This window comes from Flagellimonas sp. L-11, assembly GCF_056857735.1.
The window spans coordinates 61015-78232 of the sequence record NZ_JBSXNR010000034.1 but is presented as its reverse complement, the minus strand read 5'-3'; the positions used below and the strand labels follow the sequence as shown (position 1 = coordinate 78232).

The 17218-nt window shown below is 43.3% G+C and carries 15 protein-coding genes; 6 read left to right on the top strand and 9 right to left on the bottom strand.

Translation table 11 applies throughout. From position 1 onward, the window contains the following. Window positions 1–124 precede the first annotated feature (124 nt). Entirely contained in the window at window positions 125–295 is a 171-nt protein-coding gene (locus AC13CC_RS04620) for a DUF6747 family protein (RefSeq protein ID WP_482876963.1), read from the top strand. Window positions 296–374: 79 nt separating this feature from the next. Here the strand turns inward: AC13CC_RS04620 and AC13CC_RS04615 are convergent, their stop codons facing one another. The 3 genes from AC13CC_RS04615 to AC13CC_RS04605 form a co-directional block, all read right to left on the bottom strand. Then, complete coding sequence (locus AC13CC_RS04615) at window positions 375–1376, bottom strand: DUF4837 family protein (protein WP_326276633.1); 1002 nt, start codon at window positions 1374–1376, stop codon at window positions 375–377. A 12-nt stretch (window positions 1377–1388) separates the two neighbouring features. Then, a complete protein-coding gene (locus tag AC13CC_RS04610) occupies window positions 1389–2990 on the bottom strand; it encodes a lytic transglycosylase domain-containing protein (RefSeq protein ID WP_482876962.1) in 1602 nt (533 codons plus the stop codon). A gap of 119 nt (window positions 2991–3109) precedes the next feature. Continuing rightward, window positions 3110–4300 carry a phosphoglycerate kinase gene (locus AC13CC_RS04605; RefSeq protein WP_326276630.1) on the bottom strand — a complete coding sequence of 397 codons (1191 nt, stop codon included), beginning with the start codon at window positions 4298–4300 and terminating at the stop codon, window positions 3110–3112. A gap of 409 nt (window positions 4301–4709) precedes the next feature. On the opposite strand from AC13CC_RS04605, the gene AC13CC_RS04600 reads away from it, so the two are divergent. Continuing rightward, window positions 4710–5663 (top strand): DUF4382 domain-containing protein, encoded by a 954-nt coding sequence (locus tag AC13CC_RS04600; protein WP_482876961.1) that lies wholly within the window; start codon window positions 4710–4712, stop codon window positions 5661–5663. 55 nt (window positions 5664–5718) lie between these two features. Here the strand turns inward: AC13CC_RS04600 and AC13CC_RS04595 are convergent, their stop codons facing one another. After that, window positions 5719–6498, bottom strand: a complete 780-nt coding sequence (locus tag AC13CC_RS04595) for a membrane metalloprotease (protein WP_482876960.1) — start codon at window positions 6496–6498, stop codon at window positions 5719–5721. Between the two features lie 338 nt (window positions 6499–6836). On the opposite strand from AC13CC_RS04595, the gene AC13CC_RS04590 reads away from it, so the two are divergent. The 4 genes from AC13CC_RS04590 to AC13CC_RS04575 all read left to right on the top strand — a co-directional run bounded on the left by AC13CC_RS04590 (window position 6837) and on the right by AC13CC_RS04575 (window position 9533). Beyond that, a complete protein-coding gene (locus tag AC13CC_RS04590) occupies window positions 6837–7988 on the top strand; it encodes a DNA polymerase III subunit (RefSeq protein WP_482876998.1) in 1152 nt (383 codons plus the stop codon). A 12-nt stretch (window positions 7989–8000) separates the two neighbouring features. Next, window positions 8001–8396, top strand: coding sequence for a DoxX family protein (locus AC13CC_RS04585; protein ID WP_482876959.1), 396 nt, complete (start codon window positions 8001–8003; stop codon window positions 8394–8396). 67 nt (window positions 8397–8463) lie between these two features. Then, window positions 8464–9030: a Crp/Fnr family transcriptional regulator gene (locus tag AC13CC_RS04580; protein ID WP_482876958.1), complete on the top strand. Its 567-nt coding sequence runs from the start codon at window positions 8464–8466 to the stop codon at window positions 9028–9030. 53 nt (window positions 9031–9083) lie between these two features. Beyond that, window positions 9084–9533 (top strand): DoxX family protein, encoded by a 450-nt coding sequence (locus AC13CC_RS04575; protein ID WP_482876956.1) that lies wholly within the window; start codon window positions 9084–9086, stop codon window positions 9531–9533. A 53-nt stretch (window positions 9534–9586) separates the two neighbouring features. Here the strand turns inward: AC13CC_RS04575 and AC13CC_RS04570 are convergent, their stop codons facing one another. From AC13CC_RS04570 to AC13CC_RS04550, 5 genes are all read right to left on the bottom strand, one after another. Then, on the bottom strand, window positions 9587–10093 hold the full coding sequence (locus AC13CC_RS04570) for an OmpH/Skp family outer membrane protein (protein ID WP_482876955.1): 507 nt from the start codon (window positions 10091–10093) through the stop codon (window positions 9587–9589). Between the two features lie 241 nt (window positions 10094–10334). Then, complete coding sequence (locus AC13CC_RS04565; protein WP_482876954.1) at window positions 10335–11165, bottom strand: class I SAM-dependent methyltransferase; 831 nt, start codon at window positions 11163–11165, stop codon at window positions 10335–10337. A 452-nt stretch (window positions 11166–11617) separates the two neighbouring features. After that, window positions 11618–13486, bottom strand: coding sequence for a tRNA uridine-5-carboxymethylaminomethyl(34) synthesis enzyme MnmG (gene mnmG, locus AC13CC_RS04560; protein WP_482876952.1), 1869 nt, complete (start codon window positions 13484–13486; stop codon window positions 11618–11620). 2 nt (window positions 13487–13488) lie between these two features. Continuing rightward, window positions 13489–13908 carry an rRNA maturation RNase YbeY gene (gene ybeY / locus AC13CC_RS04555; RefSeq protein WP_482876951.1) on the bottom strand — a complete coding sequence of 140 codons (420 nt, stop codon included), beginning with the start codon at window positions 13906–13908 and terminating at the stop codon, window positions 13489–13491. Further along, on the bottom strand, window positions 13901–17206 hold the full coding sequence (locus AC13CC_RS04550) for a hypothetical protein (RefSeq protein WP_482876949.1): 3306 nt from the start codon (window positions 17204–17206) through the stop codon (window positions 13901–13903). Before AC13CC_RS04550 ends, ybeY begins: the two co-directional genes overlap by 8 nt. Window positions 17207–17218 lie beyond the last annotated feature (12 nt).

Sequence of the window (17218 nt, the reverse complement as noted above, 5' to 3'; positions counted from 1 at the left end):
TTGCGGATTCTGGGCTTTGGCCCAAGACTTTTAACTTGTTTTTACCACCTTTTGTCCGTTTGTTTTCGATTCCCTTCCGCTAAATCAAACCTTTGGCCTGTCTTTAAACCTTAAATCATACTTTATGAAAAAACTATTACTTGTTAAAGAGATATATATTGAAGGGTTTCGCAACCTGGGACACTTTTTAATTGAAAAATATTTCAAAATATTCGCCTGGTTCAGTTTTATCCTGTTCCTTATAGTGCTTTATGCCTTTATTTACAGGTTATCCACAGGCTTTGCATTTGATTGATCCCCTAAGCTTTAAAGAACAAAAAAGGCCCGAACTATAAAAGTTCTGGCCTTTTTGCTTTGTGTAAAACCATGTTTTTCTAGTCAGCCGCAGGAGGAGTTGGCTCAAAGTCCACTGTTTTCAATATCGCCTCCAGCTCAAACATGTAATCCCTTTTGGCTTCTGAAGGGGCAAAGGTGAACCCCTCGATAATCATTTTGCGATTGTTTTCCTTATCGTTGATGATATAGGTTAAAAATGGGCCTGCCATCGGATATCCGTGGATTTCCCAGACTCCTTTTACCTCAGCGGCCTTTTTGCCTCCAATCTCAGCTGGAAACACATAGGGCGCAAAAGCTTTCTCCGTGATCATGTAGGTGTTCTCATAAGGCCCGGGAATGTACTTTTTACCTATGGAATCCCTCATCTTCACAATGTCCTCAACAAAAGTGGAATCGTTGCTAAAGTAATCCCAGGGCATTTCATAGGCAATGATGTTCATGGTGCCTTTCGGAATCTGAATGTCCATCCAAACAAAATTGTCCTCTCTCTTCCCGACCTTGTACAAGGATGGCACCTTTAAACGAATACCAAACGCTTCTTCCAATGCCCTGTCCTTGCTCAAGGAGCGTTCAAAACGCCTTTGCGCTTCGGCAATCTCATTTGCCTTGAATGCTTTTATGGCCCTATCGGCCAAGGAATCCAAGTTTTGGATCATCACCTCCTCGGTTGGTCCGGTAACCACGGCTACTTTCTGCGGTTTTGCGTATGCATTGTCCTTTATGTGCGCCAAAGAAGTTGAATCTTGCTCTACATATAGGATGGACCTGGAATGGGTGGTCGTGCCCTTAAAAACTTTCGGAGGCACCTGGGTAAGGGTAAATTTGGGCTCTATCTGTGGCAAGCCAATAATCTGCGCGGCAAATTCGTCCCTTATTTTTTCTCCTACGGGCCCTCTCCAAAGCTCGGTGTCCATAATGACCATCAAGGAGTTGATGCCCCCTGTGGAGGGTGGAAGAAATTTTTTCTTTGAACCTGAGTCTTTACAGGATCCCAATGCCAACAAAGCTGTGGCAATCAATAGTGTTCCTAATTTTTTCATCTTGTGTTAAATTTACGAAGAACAATCACACAATTTAAGTTTTGTGCCCGGTTTTAGGTTATTCCCACTAATACCGTTCCATTCTCGCAAATTCTCTATGGAAACTCCAGGATATTTTTTGGAAATCGTCCAAAGGGAATCCCCCGAGCGTACCGTATGGATTTTTGACCCGCTTACAACAGTTCCCGAAGGCTTCGGGCCATTGCTCTTTGAATCATTTTTGGCGATGTACGGCTTTCTTGGATAAATGGTCAAACGTTGGCCAATGCGAAGATTGTTGCTTCGCAATCCGTTCCATCTTTTAATTTGACTGACCCCGACGCCATAACGCTCCGCTATCTTGCCCAAATAATCTCCGCTCTTCACCCGATAACGAATCTGGTCTTTGGCCGTAACCATATTCGGCAATGGCTTTTCCTGGGAGTCCAGTTCCTTCTTGACATAGGCATAGATTTCTTTTTCATTGGATACAAACTTGCCGATTTTGGATTTTGGCAAGCGCAACGCATAATCCTTTCCCTCAACTTTTGGTATGATGTTGAGTTTATATGCAGGATTCAACATTTCCAGTTCCTCCGTGCTAATGTCCACCAGCTTGGAGATTTGATCAAAGGTGATCAAGTTTTTTACATGAACGGTATCCGTTTCAAAATAGGGGCGCTCCGCTTTTTTGTATTGCAGCCCATGCTCCTCGGCATATTCAAAAATGTACATGGTGGCCAAGAAAGCTGGGAGATACCCTGCCGTTTCACGTGGAAGAAACCGTCTGATGTTCCAATAGTTCTCATATCCACCGGAACGGCGTATGGCCTTGTTTACATTTCCCGGGCCCGAGTTGTATGCTGCCAATGCCAAATCCCAGTCCCCAAAAATACCATAGAGCCTGGAAAGGTATTTGCTCGCGGCCTTGGTGGCCTTTATAGGGTCGTGCCTTTCGTCCACATAGCTGCTTACGTCCAGTCCGTACATTTTGCCCGTACTGTACATAAACTGCCAAAGCCCCTTGGCGCCCACTCTGGATCTTGCCTTTGGATTAAGGGCGGATTCCACGATTGCCAAATATTTAATTTCCAAGGGGATGTTCTGGTTGTCGAGCTCTTGTTCGAACAGGGGAAAGTAAAATTGGGAGGCCGTAATCATGCGCTGCATCAAATCCCTTCTTCGTGTTAAAAAGGATTTGATCACACTCTCCAAGGATGGATTATAGGTAATCTTGAACGGTGTTTTTGCATCCAATCGGGCCAATCGGGCCTTTAAGGTATCCGTTGGCAAATCCACCACAACAATGGAATCGTGTTCAGGACCTTTCTGAATTTCCAACAACATATCGCTGAAGAGATCCGCATTGCTGTGCAACTCGTTCAACCAAAGGCTGTCATATCGCCAAGCTTCTTCCAAATCGCGCAGCTTAAATTTCCCGTCTTCGTGGGTTTCCAAGGCCATGAGTTGGCCATCAATCTTAATGTGGGATACTTGAACAGCCGGATTTTGATCCTTTTGAAGTGCTGTGGAATCCAACTCCGTTTTTATAGTGTCGATTTCTTGTTGCGCACTGACATAGGGGGCCGCGGACAGTACGGCCGCCAGAACAGCTATTTTCAATTTTTGGCTCATTTGGACAAGGTTTGATTTTTGGGGCAAACGAAAATGGCGTTTTTTTGTGAAACAATAAAACCCAAGAACAAAAATATCCCTCATTTTAACGTTTCCCCCAATAACTCACAACGTGAAACTTAGTCCAATATTGCAGCGATGCCAGGTAGCGTTTTCCCTTCCAGACTTTCCAGCATGGCCCCGCCCCCTGTGGATACGTAGCTAACTTTGTCCTCGAAACCGAATTGCTTCACCGCGGCAACCGAATCACCGCCACCAACAAGGGAAAAGGCTCCGCTTTGCGTGGCCTGATCAATATAGTTGCCCACGGCAATGGTTCCCTTGGCAAAGTTTTCCATTTCAAAAACACCTACGGGTCCGTTCCATAAGATTGTTTTGGAGGCCAAGATCACTTGCTTGAAGATCTCCAAGGTTTTTGGACCAGCGTCCAATCCTTGCCATCCATCTGGGATTTTGTCCACATCCACAAATTGGGTGTTGGCGCCATTGTCAAAGTCATCGGCAGCCAAAACGTCTACGGGCAGGTACACTTTCACGTTTTTGGCCTCGGCTTGTTTAAGAATCTCCAAAGCCAATTCCATTTTATCATCTTCGCAGATGGAATCCCCTACCTTGCCGCCCTTTGCCTTCACAAAAGTGTAGGTCATACCGCCGCCTATGATAAGGTTGTCGACCTTGTCCAATATGTTTTCGATAATCGTGATCTTGGAGGATACTTTCGCTCCGCCCAAAATGGCGGTAACCGGTCTTTCCCCAGTTTCCATCACTTTATCTATCGCTTTTATTTCCTTCGCCAGCAGATATCCGAAGCATTTGTTCCCGGGGAAGAATTTCGCTACAATGGTTGTTGATGCATGCGCGCGATGGGCTGTTCCGAAAGCATCGTTCACATAGACATCCCCATGTTTGGACAATTCCTTTGCAAAAGCCTCGTCCCCCGCCTCTTCTTCGGCATGAAAACGAAGGTTTTCCAACAAAAGTACCTCCCCGCTTTGCAATCCAGCAACGGCTTCATCCGCTTTTTTTCCAACACAGTCTTCTGCAAATTTTACCTGTACCCCGATAATATCGGAAACGGTTTCGGTGATGTGGGAAAGTGACATGTCCGGGTTTGCTTTTCCTTTGGGTCTTCCCAAGTGGCTCATCAAAATTGGAGATCCACCATCTTCCAAAACTTTAAGAATGGTAGGTTTGGCAGCATCGATACGGCTGGTGTCGGTTACATTGAAATCGCCATCCAACGGCACGTTGAAATCTACCCTGATCAATACTTTTTTTCCCTTGAAATTAAAATCGTCTATCGTCTTCATGTAGTGTGGTCTTTTTTGAGAGTCCCAAATGTAAAGATTTCCTGCTTTTTCAATGGACAGACCGGCCCCATAATTTTAAAGTTTCTCAATTTTTAACCATTTTAATTTGATATGTTACGCTGGCTCCTGCTTGCGAAAGGGTTCCTGGCGGGACCCCTTGTTGTTCGTTTTGGCCGATAACCATAGAAGGGTTTTCGGTCCAAGTGTGGCCTTAAAAGCCAATTTACAAAGCCAAGGATATGGACAATGGAACCCCATGGAAGAATCAAAACATAAACCAATTCCGTTTTATAAGAGTGAAGTCGTATTTGACATGCATCCCTTGGAAGCTTTCCAATCAAAAGTAGGGTCAAACCATTTTCAATTGTTATATGGTAAAATGATTATTAACCCCAAAACCTCAAATTTTATGCAACTCTTTTTGAAAAATGTAGGACTTGCCATTGGAATAGCTGTGTTGGCTTTTTCTTGTAGCGATGACAATGGTAATGACAATGTAGAGAAAGAATCGTATAACACGACCTTTAAAATCACAGACGCCCCAGTGGACAACGCCGAAATTGAATCCGTTTTTGTTACGGTCTCCGATGTAAGGGTCAATGGCACATCGCTGGAGGGCTTCAACAAGACTACTTTTGATTTGGCCGCCCTTGTCAATGGTCAGACGAAAACCTTGGGCAACCTGCAATTGGAGGCTGGCGCTTATTCCGATCTTGAACTGGTACTGGACTATGAAACCGATATGGACGGAAATTCCCCGGGCTGTTACGTAGAAATGGCAGATGGTTCCAAGGACAAGATAGCATCCTCTGCGGGCAACATCGACATTGTGGATACTTTTGAGGTATTTGCCTCGAACACCAATGAGGTCGTTATCGATTTTGATTTGCGAAAGACCATAAAGGAAAATCAAGGTACGTTGGAAACGGATTTTGATTTTGTGACGACGTCCGAGCTGTCCGCAGGAATACGGGCCGTAAACAAAGAAACTACTGGAGAGATCGAAGGGACCGTAAACGATGCAGAAAACACTTCGGACAAAATTGTGGTCTATGCCTATGAAAAAGGCACCTATAATGCAGAAGTTGAAACTCAGGGGCAAGGAGAAAGCAATGTGCGCTTTGCCAATGCCATTACAAGTGCCGAGGCCAGTGGACTTAACAATTCCTTCAGTCTTAATTTTCTTTCGGCCGGGGAGTACGAATTGGTTTTTGTATCCTACACACAGGATGGCAATCAATTTTACTTTAACTCTACATTAGAGGTGGAATCGACCACTGGTCTCGACCTATCTGCTTTGCAGGTTACCTCCGCTTTACAGTTAAGCGCCAATGTAACAGTGATCGGAGCCACATCCTCTTAAACACTAGATCGATCTGTAGTGAAAAAGCCCCCGACCGGGGCTTTTTTTATTCACTTTACCTGCCTCCATTGGCCTGTAAGTCCGCCAAGCAAGCAGCGTCCAGTTCAGGGATATCGCCGCCACTGATCATGTTGACCAGGCCTTCACCGGTCTCCGCGGTCCAGAACATCAAACAGTCCTCGGCCGTACAATGTCTGCCATGTTCCGTATCCTGATGCGCACTTTGTAATGGGGTGCCTGCATTGACCAAGCCCAACAAATGGCCAAACTCATGGTCAAGTACGGTGCTTTCCAACACCGTGGTACTCGGGGCCAAAGGCTGTCCACTGAATTCCCTAATGGTCTCGGCAAATATTACGAAGGAGGTGTTCCGGTAGGCTATCCCTAGGACAGAACCGTTCTCCGAATTTTCCGAATACGCCCCATCCAGGAACAATCCGAACACTTTGAGCGTAGAGCCCTGATTGTAGGCGGTGCGCATGTCATCCTCAAGGTTACGGACATCGGCTATGGAATATGTGTCCTGTCCCGGGGATGGGATTTCAACCAGCTCGATGGTAATGCCGCCGGATTTGCGGAGCCGTTCGACCAAAAAGTTTTCGAAATGGTCCAAGGTGGATACGCTTGGTTCCAATCCCTGCACATATTGGATCTCAATGTGCAGCTCGTCATAATTGACATCGTCCAATAAATCGCTTGCGGACTCCCCTACGGATTTCCGGTTTTCCGTTATGTTGTCGGACGCTTCTTTTCCGTCATCGTTTACATTGGGGCCACTATCAGATGAGCATCCCAATAAACATAATGTCAGAAGCAATATACCCAATTGTTTCATACAAAAATCCCTTTTAAACAGTTCCATGGTATTATAACGTCAATTGTAACAATAATTGTATCATATAAGGGGCGGGCCACAATTCCATTACGGATTAAACCCGTTCCATTTCCCTGCCCGACCCAAATTGCCCACAAATTTAAAAAGGAGGCCAGAAATCAGTTGACAGCCCTTGGAGCCTTTTTTGCCACGACATTCCATGTTCCTTAGTGGGTGTGGCAAATACGTGATGGGTCATTGTTCTTGTTTATCACAAATTGCCGGTGAGCAGCAATCCCCGCCCTTGTTTTAAATCAAGCACATAACGGCCCCAATGCTTAAAAATGTATCTTTGGGACATGCTTTTTAAAAATGTTTTAGGGCTCGAGCACATCAAAAACCATTTGGTGACCACGGCAGAAACGGGTCGCGTGGCCCACGCACAATTGTTTGTGGGCCCCGAGGGTTCCGGAGTGCTGCCCATGGCGCTGGCATACGCCCAATATTTGCTATGTGGCAATATGGGTGGGGAAAATGACGGGGAAAACACGGTGTGCAATACAAAATGCAACTCCTTGACGCACCCGGACCTTCACTTTGCATTTCCCGTTTCCAATTCGGACAAAGTGAAGTCGCATGCAGTGAGCGATCATTATTTGGAGGAATGGCGACAGTTTGTAAAAGATCAGCCCTATGGCAACCTGTTCGATTGGTACCGGCACATCGGCATTGAAAAAAAGCAGGGCCAAATCGGGGTGGATGAAGCTCAGGATATGGTTAAAAAACTATCCTTGAAACCTTATGAAGGAGGCTATAAAATCCTGATTGTTTGGATGGCCGAAAAAATGAACACCTCTGCCGCCAACAAGTTGTTAAAGTTGATCGAGGAACCTCCGAACAAAACCCTATTGCTCCTTTTGGCCGAAGATGAAGAGCAAATTATCAACACCATTCGTTCCCGTTGCCAAATTTTAAATTTTCCTCCCTTGGCCGAACAAGTGATTACCGATGAACTTATACAGCGGGGAGTGGCACAGACCGAAGCGCTTACCATTGCGTTGGAAGCGAACGGCAATTTTAACAAGGCACTTGATCTTTTGAACAAAGACTCTGAAGATTTGGTGTTCGAACGTTGGTTTGTGCAATGGGTTAGGAGCGCTTTTAAGGCCAGGGGCAACAAAGGTGCCGTACAAGAACTGATTTTATGGAGCGAGGAGGTCGCCAAGACAGGGCGCGAGGTCCAAAAAAAATTCCTGAACTATTGCCTTACCACGATGCGCCAGGCACTTTTGCTCAATTACAAAGCCAATGAGCTTGTACACGCCAAAGTACACTTGGAGGGCTTTGACCTGGAAAAATTTGCCCCTTTTGTTCATGAGAACAATATTTTGGATATTGTAAAGGAGTTGGAGCTGGCGATTTTTCACGTGGAACGCAACGGAAATTCCAAGTTGATTTTCACAGATCTCTCCATTAAACTTACGCGGCTTTTGCATGTAAAGGCCGCCTAAATAAAACTAATCATGGATAATTTACTCTTCAATGCCACGGAAGTACTGCTGCTGATATTTTTGACCATTACTTTTTTACAGAGTGGAATCGACAAGCTTTTAGATTGGAAGGGCAATCTGGGTTGGTTGACGGAACATTTCTCCAAATCCATTTTTAAGGGAACGGTCCCCGTGCTTCTCAGCATTGTTTTGGTGCTTGAGTTGCTTTCCGGTATACTTTGTGGCATAAGTATCTTTCAATTTGCCATAGATGGAGAAAGTGCTTTTGCTTTCTACGGAGCCACTATTTCTGCCGCGACTTTATTGATGCTTTTGTTGGGCCAACGGGTCGCCAAAGACTATGTTGGGGCCCAAACCATTGTGGTGTACTTGATTCCAACCCTGTTTTTGGTGTATTTGATGCAATAAAAGTGATTCCTACAATCCTGTTTGAAATTAAAAAAAGGAAAAAACCGTAGAACAAAAACACTCCCTTTTGGAACAGATCAAGCGCTATTTTGAATCAGAATTTGGGATTTCCCCAACTGATTGGGAGATTTTTTCTTCCAAATTGGAACGACATGAATTCCCAAAAAAAAGCACACTGCTTCGATTGGGGGATGTGGAAAACCACTTGTCGTTCATTGAAAAAGGAATTGTCCGCCTCTATATTCCCAATGAAGATGGGGAACTCACTTTTGGTTTTGTCTTCAAGGATGCATTTGTAAGCGCTTATGACTCTTTCCTAACCCAAAAACCATCCGAATATGTGGTGGAAACAATTACGGATACCGTGTTGTGGCGACTTAACCACAAAGACCTACAAGAGGTTTATGCTGCTTCCGCAGTCGGAAACTTAATCGGGAGAAGGGCCAGCGAGGAGCTTTTCTTGAAAAAATCGAAAAGAGAACTTTCCCTGCTACGGGAGAGCGCAGAACAACGGTATCTAACTATTTTTGAAGAACGCCCAGAGTTGATACGTCGAATACCCTTAAAGTATATTGCTTCCTACATCGGTATTACCCCGCAAGCGTTGAGCCGCATCCGAAAGCGTATTTCTTAACCTGGGTTCATTGCCATTGAAGCGGTAATGATGGAATTTTGACAAAAAAAACCATGAAACCACTCCTTGTGCTTATTGCCACCTTTGTTATTTCTGCATCAATCTTAAAATTTACACGCGGACAATGGGATTATCAACTTGCCGGTAGCATTGCCATGGCCGCTATGTTAGTGTTCACTGCCATTGGACACTTTGTTTTTATAACGGGCATGGCCGAGATTGTTCCCTCATTTATACCGTTTAAAAAGGAGTTGGTATTGGTAACGGGTGTTATTGAAATCATCTTTGCCGTTGCCCTTCTGTTTCCCCAGTATCAGGTTCAAGTGGGTTGGCTCCTTATTGCTTTTTTTATTTTGATTTTACCCGCGAACGTAAAGGCCTCATTACATCAAATCAATTATCAAACAGGGCAATTGAACGGCCCGGGAACAGCTTACCTTTGGTTTCGAATTCCACTACAGTTGTTTTTTATCCTCTGGGTTTATTTTACATCCATCCGATAAAATAAAAAACCCACTCCAAATGAGTGGGTCTTCTTAACCTATTTTTATTGCGTTTAGTTCTTGTACTTGTCGTTCAAAATGGAGAGAATGGCATCCGTTACATCTTTGGCTTGATCGCCGTAAATTACCGAGCCTCCGTCGCCACCACCCAAAATGTAGGTGTATCCGTTGGCCTTGCCGTATGCCCTGATCTCTTTTTTTACCTTTTTCACCAAGCTGTCCATTTCGGCCTGGCTTTTTTGTTGCAACTGTTGCTCTTCTTGTTGCAACTGCTGACCTATTTGCTGACCTCTTTGCTGCAATTGTGAATATTCCTCTTGCGCATTTTTCTGGGACATGCTCTGTGCCTTGCTCTGAAATTGTTGCAGTTCCATTTGGAACGCTTGGGAAATACTGTCCCTTTTTTTGGTCAATGCCTCGGCCTTTGTTTGGAATCTGGCATCGACATCAACTTTCTCTTGATAATCGTCCATGATCCTTACACTGTCCACATAGGCAATTTTGTTTTGCTGACATGCCATGGCTGAAATGGCAATAGCAAGCACTACTAATTTTTTCATCATTTACTTTTTATCGATGCGCAAAAATAGAAAAGCTTTTGGAATGCTGGTCATTAAGTTTTTTTAATCGCTTGTTTGGCTCGAAACACTATATAAGAAATTTTTATGGAAACTCGTGCAATCCATTGATGTCCTTTATTTTGACGGCCTTTAGAAACAAGTCGGTTTAAGCGCTTCTTTTCTGTTGAATACAATTCCACATCCAGCTCGTGTTTTGGGCAGCAGGGGCCTTTAAAATGGCTTATTTCTCCTTTTTAAGGATGTAAATCAACGAAGAATGCTCTTTGGTGAAGATGGCGGCAAGATTGGACCACAACCCAACAAAAAATGCGCTGACCAAATACCATCTATTGCCTCGATATTTTTCAGAAAGCATGGAAACATAAAAAGCATCAAACCACATGGGTTTCATTTTGATGACTTCCAGTTTGTGAGGGGCAAAAAGTTTGGAAATGGATTTTTTTGAAAAATGCCAAAGGTGTCTTGGCACATCATAAGCTGCCCAGTATGATTTGTAATGTTTGGCATCAAATGATTTAAAATTGGGAACTGCAATAACCAAAACTCCGTCATCTTTCAAAAGATCTACCAATGTCTTTATCTGCTCTTCCAAATTGGGCAGGTGCTCCAAAACATGCCACAGCGTAATGACTTGAAATTTTTGCCCCGACAGATGTTCCAATCTTTGATGAAGTTCAATTCCCTTTTCCTTGGCCAACTGACTAGCTTTTTCATTTGGCTCAACTCCAACGGCCTTAAACCCTGATTTTTGGGCTCTAATCAAAAAATCGCCAGTCCCAGCACCTAAGTCTAGCAGCGTTTTAGGTTTATATATCTGATTTTCAACAACTTGAACTTTATAATTGAGGTTTTTACCCTTAACCAACTGGTATAGCCTATCCGTGAACGAAGATTTGGAGTCCGTGTGGGAAATATAGTCCTCACTTTCGTAATACGGAGCTAGGTTTTTGGGTTGAGGCCGGGTCACCAGCATATCCAGATCCTTGTCCCAATGCAATTCAAATGATTCGCCCGAAACGGAAAAGTCCTTAGTTTTTAAAAACAACTTCATTGTAATTATCTATATCCAAGCATTCGCTTTTAAAGTTCCGAAGATAGTATAAAACCGCATCCCTTTAAACCGAACTTTACAATACCTGTGGATCATTATTAAAATCCCAATCAACAGTAAAAAAACATTAGTTTGGGTTTTTTTTGGAAAAGGCCTGTCCACTGTTGCGAGAACATCGAGTACAGGTTTCTTGATTTTAAAATGTATAATCCCATATTAAAACACTTTTGTTTGGATTCCTGTTTTCACAGGGATGACAATTTTCAGCGTAAACCACATTAGGCTCAAAGGTATTCCACTCAGCCTTGTTTGGGGGTCATTTCATAGAAACAGAAAAGACGGTAAGGTTTGTGTTATTTGCTTTGACGTTATAGCAATCTGAAAACAAAAATAAACCCTTTACGAATTTCTTGAAACAAAAAACACTGTTCCACGTGGAACAGTGTTGTGGGTTATCTGCCCAAATATACCAACAGCACACTAATATCGGCCGGTGATACGCCACTGATCCGTGAAGCCTGGGAAATGGTTACGGGCTGGATCGATTCAAGTTTCTCGCGTGCTTCGTAGGACAGGGATTTTAATTTGGAATAATCGAAATTGTCAGGAATTCGAACGTTTTCCAATCGCTGCAATTTATCCGCATTGGTTTTTTCCTTTGCTATGTATCCTGAATATTTAACCTGTATTTCGGCTTGTTCCAACACCTCGGAATCCAATTCATTTTGTTTTACAAATTCGGAAACAGCATCCAATTGGAGCATGTGGTCCATAGTTACCTTTGGTCTGGAAAACACCTTGAAAAGTTTATCCGATTGCTTCACCAAAGCCGAATCCAAAGACGCTAAAATCGGATTTATTTCTTCCGTAGTGAAGCTTGTCTTTTTAAAGAAATCCACAAAGTTTTCGGACTTGTTCATCTTCTCCTCCATTCTTTTGAGCCGTTCTTCTTTGGCCAAACCGATTTCATACCCCTTGGGCGTAAGTCTTAAATCGGCATTGTCTTGACGCAACAAGGTTCGATATTCTGCTCTTGAAGTAAACATTCGATAGGGTTCCTCGGTGCCTTTGGTGATCAGATCATCCACCAATACCCCGATATAAGCTTCGTCTCTTTTAAGAATAAACGGCTCCTTCCCATTGATTTTAAGGTGCGCATTTATGCCAGCCATTAAACCTTGGGATGCTGCCTCCTCATACCCCGTGGTTCCGTTGATCTGTCCAGCAAAATATAAATTCTTCACCAACTTGGTCTCGAGCGTATGCCTTAATTGCGTTGGGGGAAAATAGTCGTATTCAATAGCGTAGCCTGGCCTAAAAAATTTGACGTTTTCAAAGCCTTTTACGGATTTGAGCGCTTTGTACTGAACATCCTCTGGCAACGAAGTTGAGAAGCCATTTACATAAACCTCTACGGTATTCCAACCTTCTGGCTCCACAAATATTTGGTGGGAATCCTTGTCCGCAAAACGATTGATCTTATCCTCAATGGAAGGGCAATACCGCGGCCCGACACTTTTGATCCGACCATTGAACATCGGAGATCTTTCAAAACCCTCCCGAAGCAAGTCGTGCACCAATGTACTGGTATGTGTCATGTGGCAATCACGTTGCGTCTTAAGGATTGGGGTGTTTAAATAAGAGAATTTCTCAGGTACATCGTCTCCCGGTTGCACGATCATTTTAGAATAATCCAAGGACCTTCCATCCACTCGTGGAGGTGTTCCGGTTTTCATCCTGCCACTATCAAAACCGAGTTCGACCAGTTGTTCTGTAATTCCGGTTGCAGCTTTTTCCCCAGCTCTACCCCCTCCTAATTGTTTCTCTCCAATATGGATTAGACCATTCAAAAAAGTACCATTGGTAAGCACTACGGATTTTGCCCTAATCTCTAAGCCAAGACTTGTTCTTACCCCCACAACCTTGCCTCCCTCGATCAATAAACCATTGACCATTTCTTGATAGAAATCTGCATTTGGGGTATTCTCCAAAGCCATCCGCCACTCCTCTGCAAATCGCATACGGTCGTTCTGCGCTCGCGGGCTCCACATAGCTGGCCCTTTGGATTTATTGAGCATCTTAAACTGTATGGCAGACTTGTCGGTTACGATTCCGCTATACCCTCCAAGAGCATCTATTTCCCGTACAATTTGTCCTTTGGCTATTCCTCCCATTGCGGGATTGCAGGACATCTGACCAATGGTTTGAAGGTTCATGGTCACCAACAAAGTGCTTGAGCCCATGTTGGCGGCAGCGGCCGTAGCCTCTGCCCCAGCATGTCCCCCTCCTACAACAATAACATCATATTCCTTTTCAAACATACCTATGGTTCCACGTGGAACATTTTTATTTTTTCTTCTTCCTTTTCACGCATGATCAGCTTCTCCTCTTTGGTCTTGTCCCCAAAACCGGCCAAGTGAAGAATGCCATGACTCATAACCCTGCGAATCTCGTTTAAAAACCCAACATCAAACTTTGCGGCATTCTCTCGTACCCTGTCGGTGGATATAAAAATATCTCCCGAAAGCGTTTTCCCATCCTTATAATCGAATGTAATAATATCGGTAAAAGTGTCGTGGTTTAAATACGCTTTGTTGAGTTGTAAAAGATAATCGTCTGTGCAAAATATATAATCAATTTGACCAGCAACAAAACCTTCGGAAACTATAATCCTATTTATCCAATCGGCATACTCGGATTTGTTGTGGATTACAAACTCACTTTTAAAATGAAACTCAATCATTATCGAAATAAACCTTTACCTTCTTTTCAAAATTTTGCCGCAAAGGTAACGCTTGTCTATTTAATATTTCAATGCTATTCTGGTATTCTTGAAGCAGTTCAGGCTTGGTAGTAACTGGATTGGTAAATTGATTCACATTTGTTTTGCTTTCGCGCTCCTTCTTTTCCCCTTGCTCCATGGATGCGTTTTCCAACTTCATCAATTGGTGTTGAATGTTGTTGGCCTTACTTCGGGTGCGTTGGGTGATTCCGTTCTCCAACAAATCATTCTCAAAGTCCTCCATTTGTTGAATCAATTTTTTTGCCAGATTCTTGTCAGACTCACGCATCATATCCTCCAATTGTCTTTCTAGGTTTTGCCGTAAAAATTGCTGCTCCTTATAGATCTGGTATACTTCCTCAAGATCCATTTCCCCTAAACCATTTCCATTGGATGGCGAGCCATTTCCTTGCTTGGAACCTTTGTTGCCTCCTTCTCCTTGCTCACCATCTTGTCCTTCCTTTCCCTGTTTTTGACTGCCCTTATCGCCTTGTTGTTGTCCTCCCTCGTTATCACCTTGCTGTTCACCTTTACCTTCAGCTTCTTTGCCCTCTTTCCCAGAACCGTTCATTTTCTCTTGGATGCCCTGTTGTCCTTTGATAATGTCGGGCAATTGAAAATCTTGCCCCTCTTCTTTACCTTGACCGGGCATCATGTTCTGCTGCATGTTGTCCAAAATTTTGGCCAAGAAATCGGCCAAGGCATTCGTAGCATTTATTACGTATTGCTGATACGATGCTCCCTGGTAAATTTGATTGTCGGCAATGCTTTCCAAAGATTTATCAATGTTATAGTATACTTCGGTTATCTGCTCGTTCACAAATTCAGATAGTTCCGCTCTTCGTAAAGAAAGTGCGAACAGGCTATCGTCCACATGCTCGAACAATCTTTTAAGGCTTTGTTGGTCCTTGACGGTTTTGGAAAACTGGGACATATCAACATCCGCTCGCTGTATGTTATTGAACAAATTTTCTTGCTTAAAGGAAAAAGTGATCAAATTATCCAAAATCTGGCGTAACATTTCGGCGTCCTCCGCATCGGAAGAACCGCCTCCCATGGAACTGGATTTCATGGATTGGCTTATTTGCCGCATTTTTTGTGCAGCTGACTTTTGTTTTTTGGAAGCGTTATTGCCTGCTTCTTGCTTTTGCTTGGCTTGGGAAGATTCTTCAAGACCCTGGTGTTTTTTAATTTCTTCAAGAGCATCTTTTTGATCCTGCTTTACCCCATCCGTCTTCTTCTTATCAGTGTCAAGTTCCAATGGCTTTTGGAGCTTCTCATTATCTTTTTCCAATTCACGAATATCCCTTTCCAACGCGTTGAATTCTTCATTCAATTGCTGTTGCTCCTTGCCACTAAAACCCTTCCCAAATTTCAACTCGGACAGCGTCTCTTGTTTTGTGGCCAACTCCTCCAACTCCTTTGAAATTTGGGAAGCCTTTTCCGTAACATAATAACGTTTGGTCAATTCCAAAATCTGTTCAAGGTTCCTAGTGTTCTTCCCCTGGTTCTTTCCTAATTCTTCCAATCGCTTTTGAAGGTCTTCCTTATCAATTTTATCCGCAACCTTGTTAAGCTCCTCAAGCAATTCAGCATTCTTTTTCGCTTCTGCTTCTTGACGTTCCAAACGCTCTTGAAGCATCTTCTTCATCTCTGAATTTTCGGAATTCTTATCAATACTTTTATTTAAATCCTGACTAAACTTCTGCATCAGTTCTTCTTGCAATTGCTGTTGCTGCAAAAAGTTCTTTATCTGACTCTTCTCTTCAAAGCTTAGCGACTTTTCCTCCTTTTGTAGCTTGTTTATTTCCGAGAGTTTCCCTTCCTGTTGCTTTAAATGTTGCAAAGCTTCCCCCATTTTGCTTAAAGTAGAGTTTTGAAATTCCAACTCTCTGTTATTCAATTCATTAACATCGTAAAGAGATGCGTTGAAAACAGTGCTTTTTGTGACTTTTCCACCCCTAACACCATCATTATCAACTACTTCAAAATATAACTTATACTTTTTTCCAGGCTGAAGGGACAATCCCGAAGGAAACGTATAGTAAAACTGGTAGACATTGGTCTTGGGGGATTCGAGCGAAACCCGCTGGATATTCTTCATATCGTCCGAAGGATAACATACCAAACGGATTTCCTTTAAACCATGATCATCGGCAGCCTGCCCTATATAATAAGATTGATTTGGATGCAAAGAATCCAGCACTTGATTCACCTGAACGGTTGCCTTTTCATCTTTGATGACATTCAACCGATAAGCCAATATTTCAAAATCCTTGACCCGTTCATTTGATGTGCTCAGCTCATAATCCAGATCATTGAACATACGCCTTGTGTTTGAAAATAAGTTGTTGGATTTTTCAAAGGAAACAGTGGTGTCCTTTGTCATCATTTGTATATCATCCACATAGTTTCCCTGTATCTTCCAAGTGACTTTGGTTCCTTCGGGAACTTCAGCATTTCCCGTGCCCGTAATCAGTTCGGAAGGCAAGTTGAGATAATCGGGATAGTCCAATTCCATGGCAAAATCGACCAAGGCCGGAGTACGGTGACTTTTCATGGAATAACTTCTGGAATCCCATCCGTTCGCCGTCAGGTAAAAGTTTGTTTCGGGAACCGGCGATTGAAATGTATACTCAAAAAACTCCGCGTTTTTCTGCATGAGCAACTGCTCACCATTTACAACCATTTGAACATTATCGGGACGTATTTCCCCAACTGTTTTAACTTGTATGGTCAAGGTTTGATTGTCCAACACCTCCAACTTATCATTCATAAGTTGGAATGAAAATGGTGCCGGCCTTTGGTAGGCCATATCGTAATGCATTACCCTTTGGTGCGAATTAAAGAAAGAAACGATATCACCCGTAATCCAGATAAAACAGAACAGGGCCAAAGGAATGAAAATATACTTGGCGTACTTATAACTGTCCTTAAAACTGACCGCTTCGGCAAAAGGAACCGGACCTAAATTTTTGGCCCTTTGCTCAATGCTCGCCAGCAAAAGATCTGACTTGTGTTGGTTCTCGGATAATTCGAGCAGGTTTAGCAGCTTGTCATCCACATGGGGAAAATGTTTGCCAATCAATAAAGAGGCCTCCTTATTGCCAACACCCTTTTTAATCCTAAAAAGATATAACAAAGGCAACGCAATGTATCTGTACAACAGGTAAAATTCCACTACGACAAAAAGAAGGAACAGAGTGAGCCTCCACGACCCGTTCAGCCACAAAAGGTATTCAAAGTACGTAATGGCCATCCAGAACAGGGT

Bases quoted from the DNA above. Each gene is read 5' to 3' on its own strand.
- AC13CC_RS04620 (WP_482876963.1), top strand. From the start codon at position 125: ATGAAAAAACTATTACTTGTTAAAGAGATATATATTGAAGGGTTTCGC.
- AC13CC_RS04615 (WP_326276633.1), bottom strand. From the start codon at position 1,376: ATGAAAAAATTAGGAACACTATTGATTGCCACAGCTTTGTTGGCATTG.
- AC13CC_RS04610 (WP_482876962.1), bottom strand. From the start codon at position 2,990: ATGAGCCAAAAATTGAAAATAGCTGTTCTGGCGGCCGTACTGTCCGCG.
- AC13CC_RS04605 (WP_326276630.1), bottom strand. From the start codon at position 4,300: ATGAAGACGATAGACGATTTTAATTTCAAGGGAAAAAAAGTATTGATC.
- AC13CC_RS04600 (WP_482876961.1), top strand. From the start codon at position 4,710: ATGCAACTCTTTTTGAAAAATGTAGGACTTGCCATTGGAATAGCTGTG.
- AC13CC_RS04595 (WP_482876960.1), bottom strand. From the start codon at position 6,498: ATGAAACAATTGGGTATATTGCTTCTGACATTATGTTTATTGGGATGC.
- AC13CC_RS04590 (WP_482876998.1), top strand. From the start codon at position 6,837: ATGCTTTTTAAAAATGTTTTAGGGCTCGAGCACATCAAAAACCATTTG.
- AC13CC_RS04585 (WP_482876959.1), top strand. From the start codon at position 8,001: ATGGATAATTTACTCTTCAATGCCACGGAAGTACTGCTGCTGATATTT.
- AC13CC_RS04575 (WP_482876956.1), top strand. From the start codon at position 9,084: ATGAAACCACTCCTTGTGCTTATTGCCACCTTTGTTATTTCTGCATCA.
- AC13CC_RS04570 (WP_482876955.1), bottom strand. From the start codon at position 10,093: ATGAAAAAATTAGTAGTGCTTGCTATTGCCATTTCAGCCATGGCATGT.
- AC13CC_RS04565 (WP_482876954.1), bottom strand. From the start codon at position 11,165: ATGAAGTTGTTTTTAAAAACTAAGGACTTTTCCGTTTCGGGCGAATCA.
- mnmG (WP_482876952.1), bottom strand. From the start codon at position 13,486: ATGTTTGAAAAGGAATATGATGTTATTGTTGTAGGAGGGGGACATGCT.
- ybeY (WP_482876951.1), bottom strand. From the start codon at position 13,908: ATGATTGAGTTTCATTTTAAAAGTGAGTTTGTAATCCACAACAAATCC.
- AC13CC_RS04550 (WP_482876949.1), bottom strand. From the start codon at position 17,206: ATGGCCATTACGTACTTTGAATACCTTTTGTGGCTGAACGGGTCGTGG.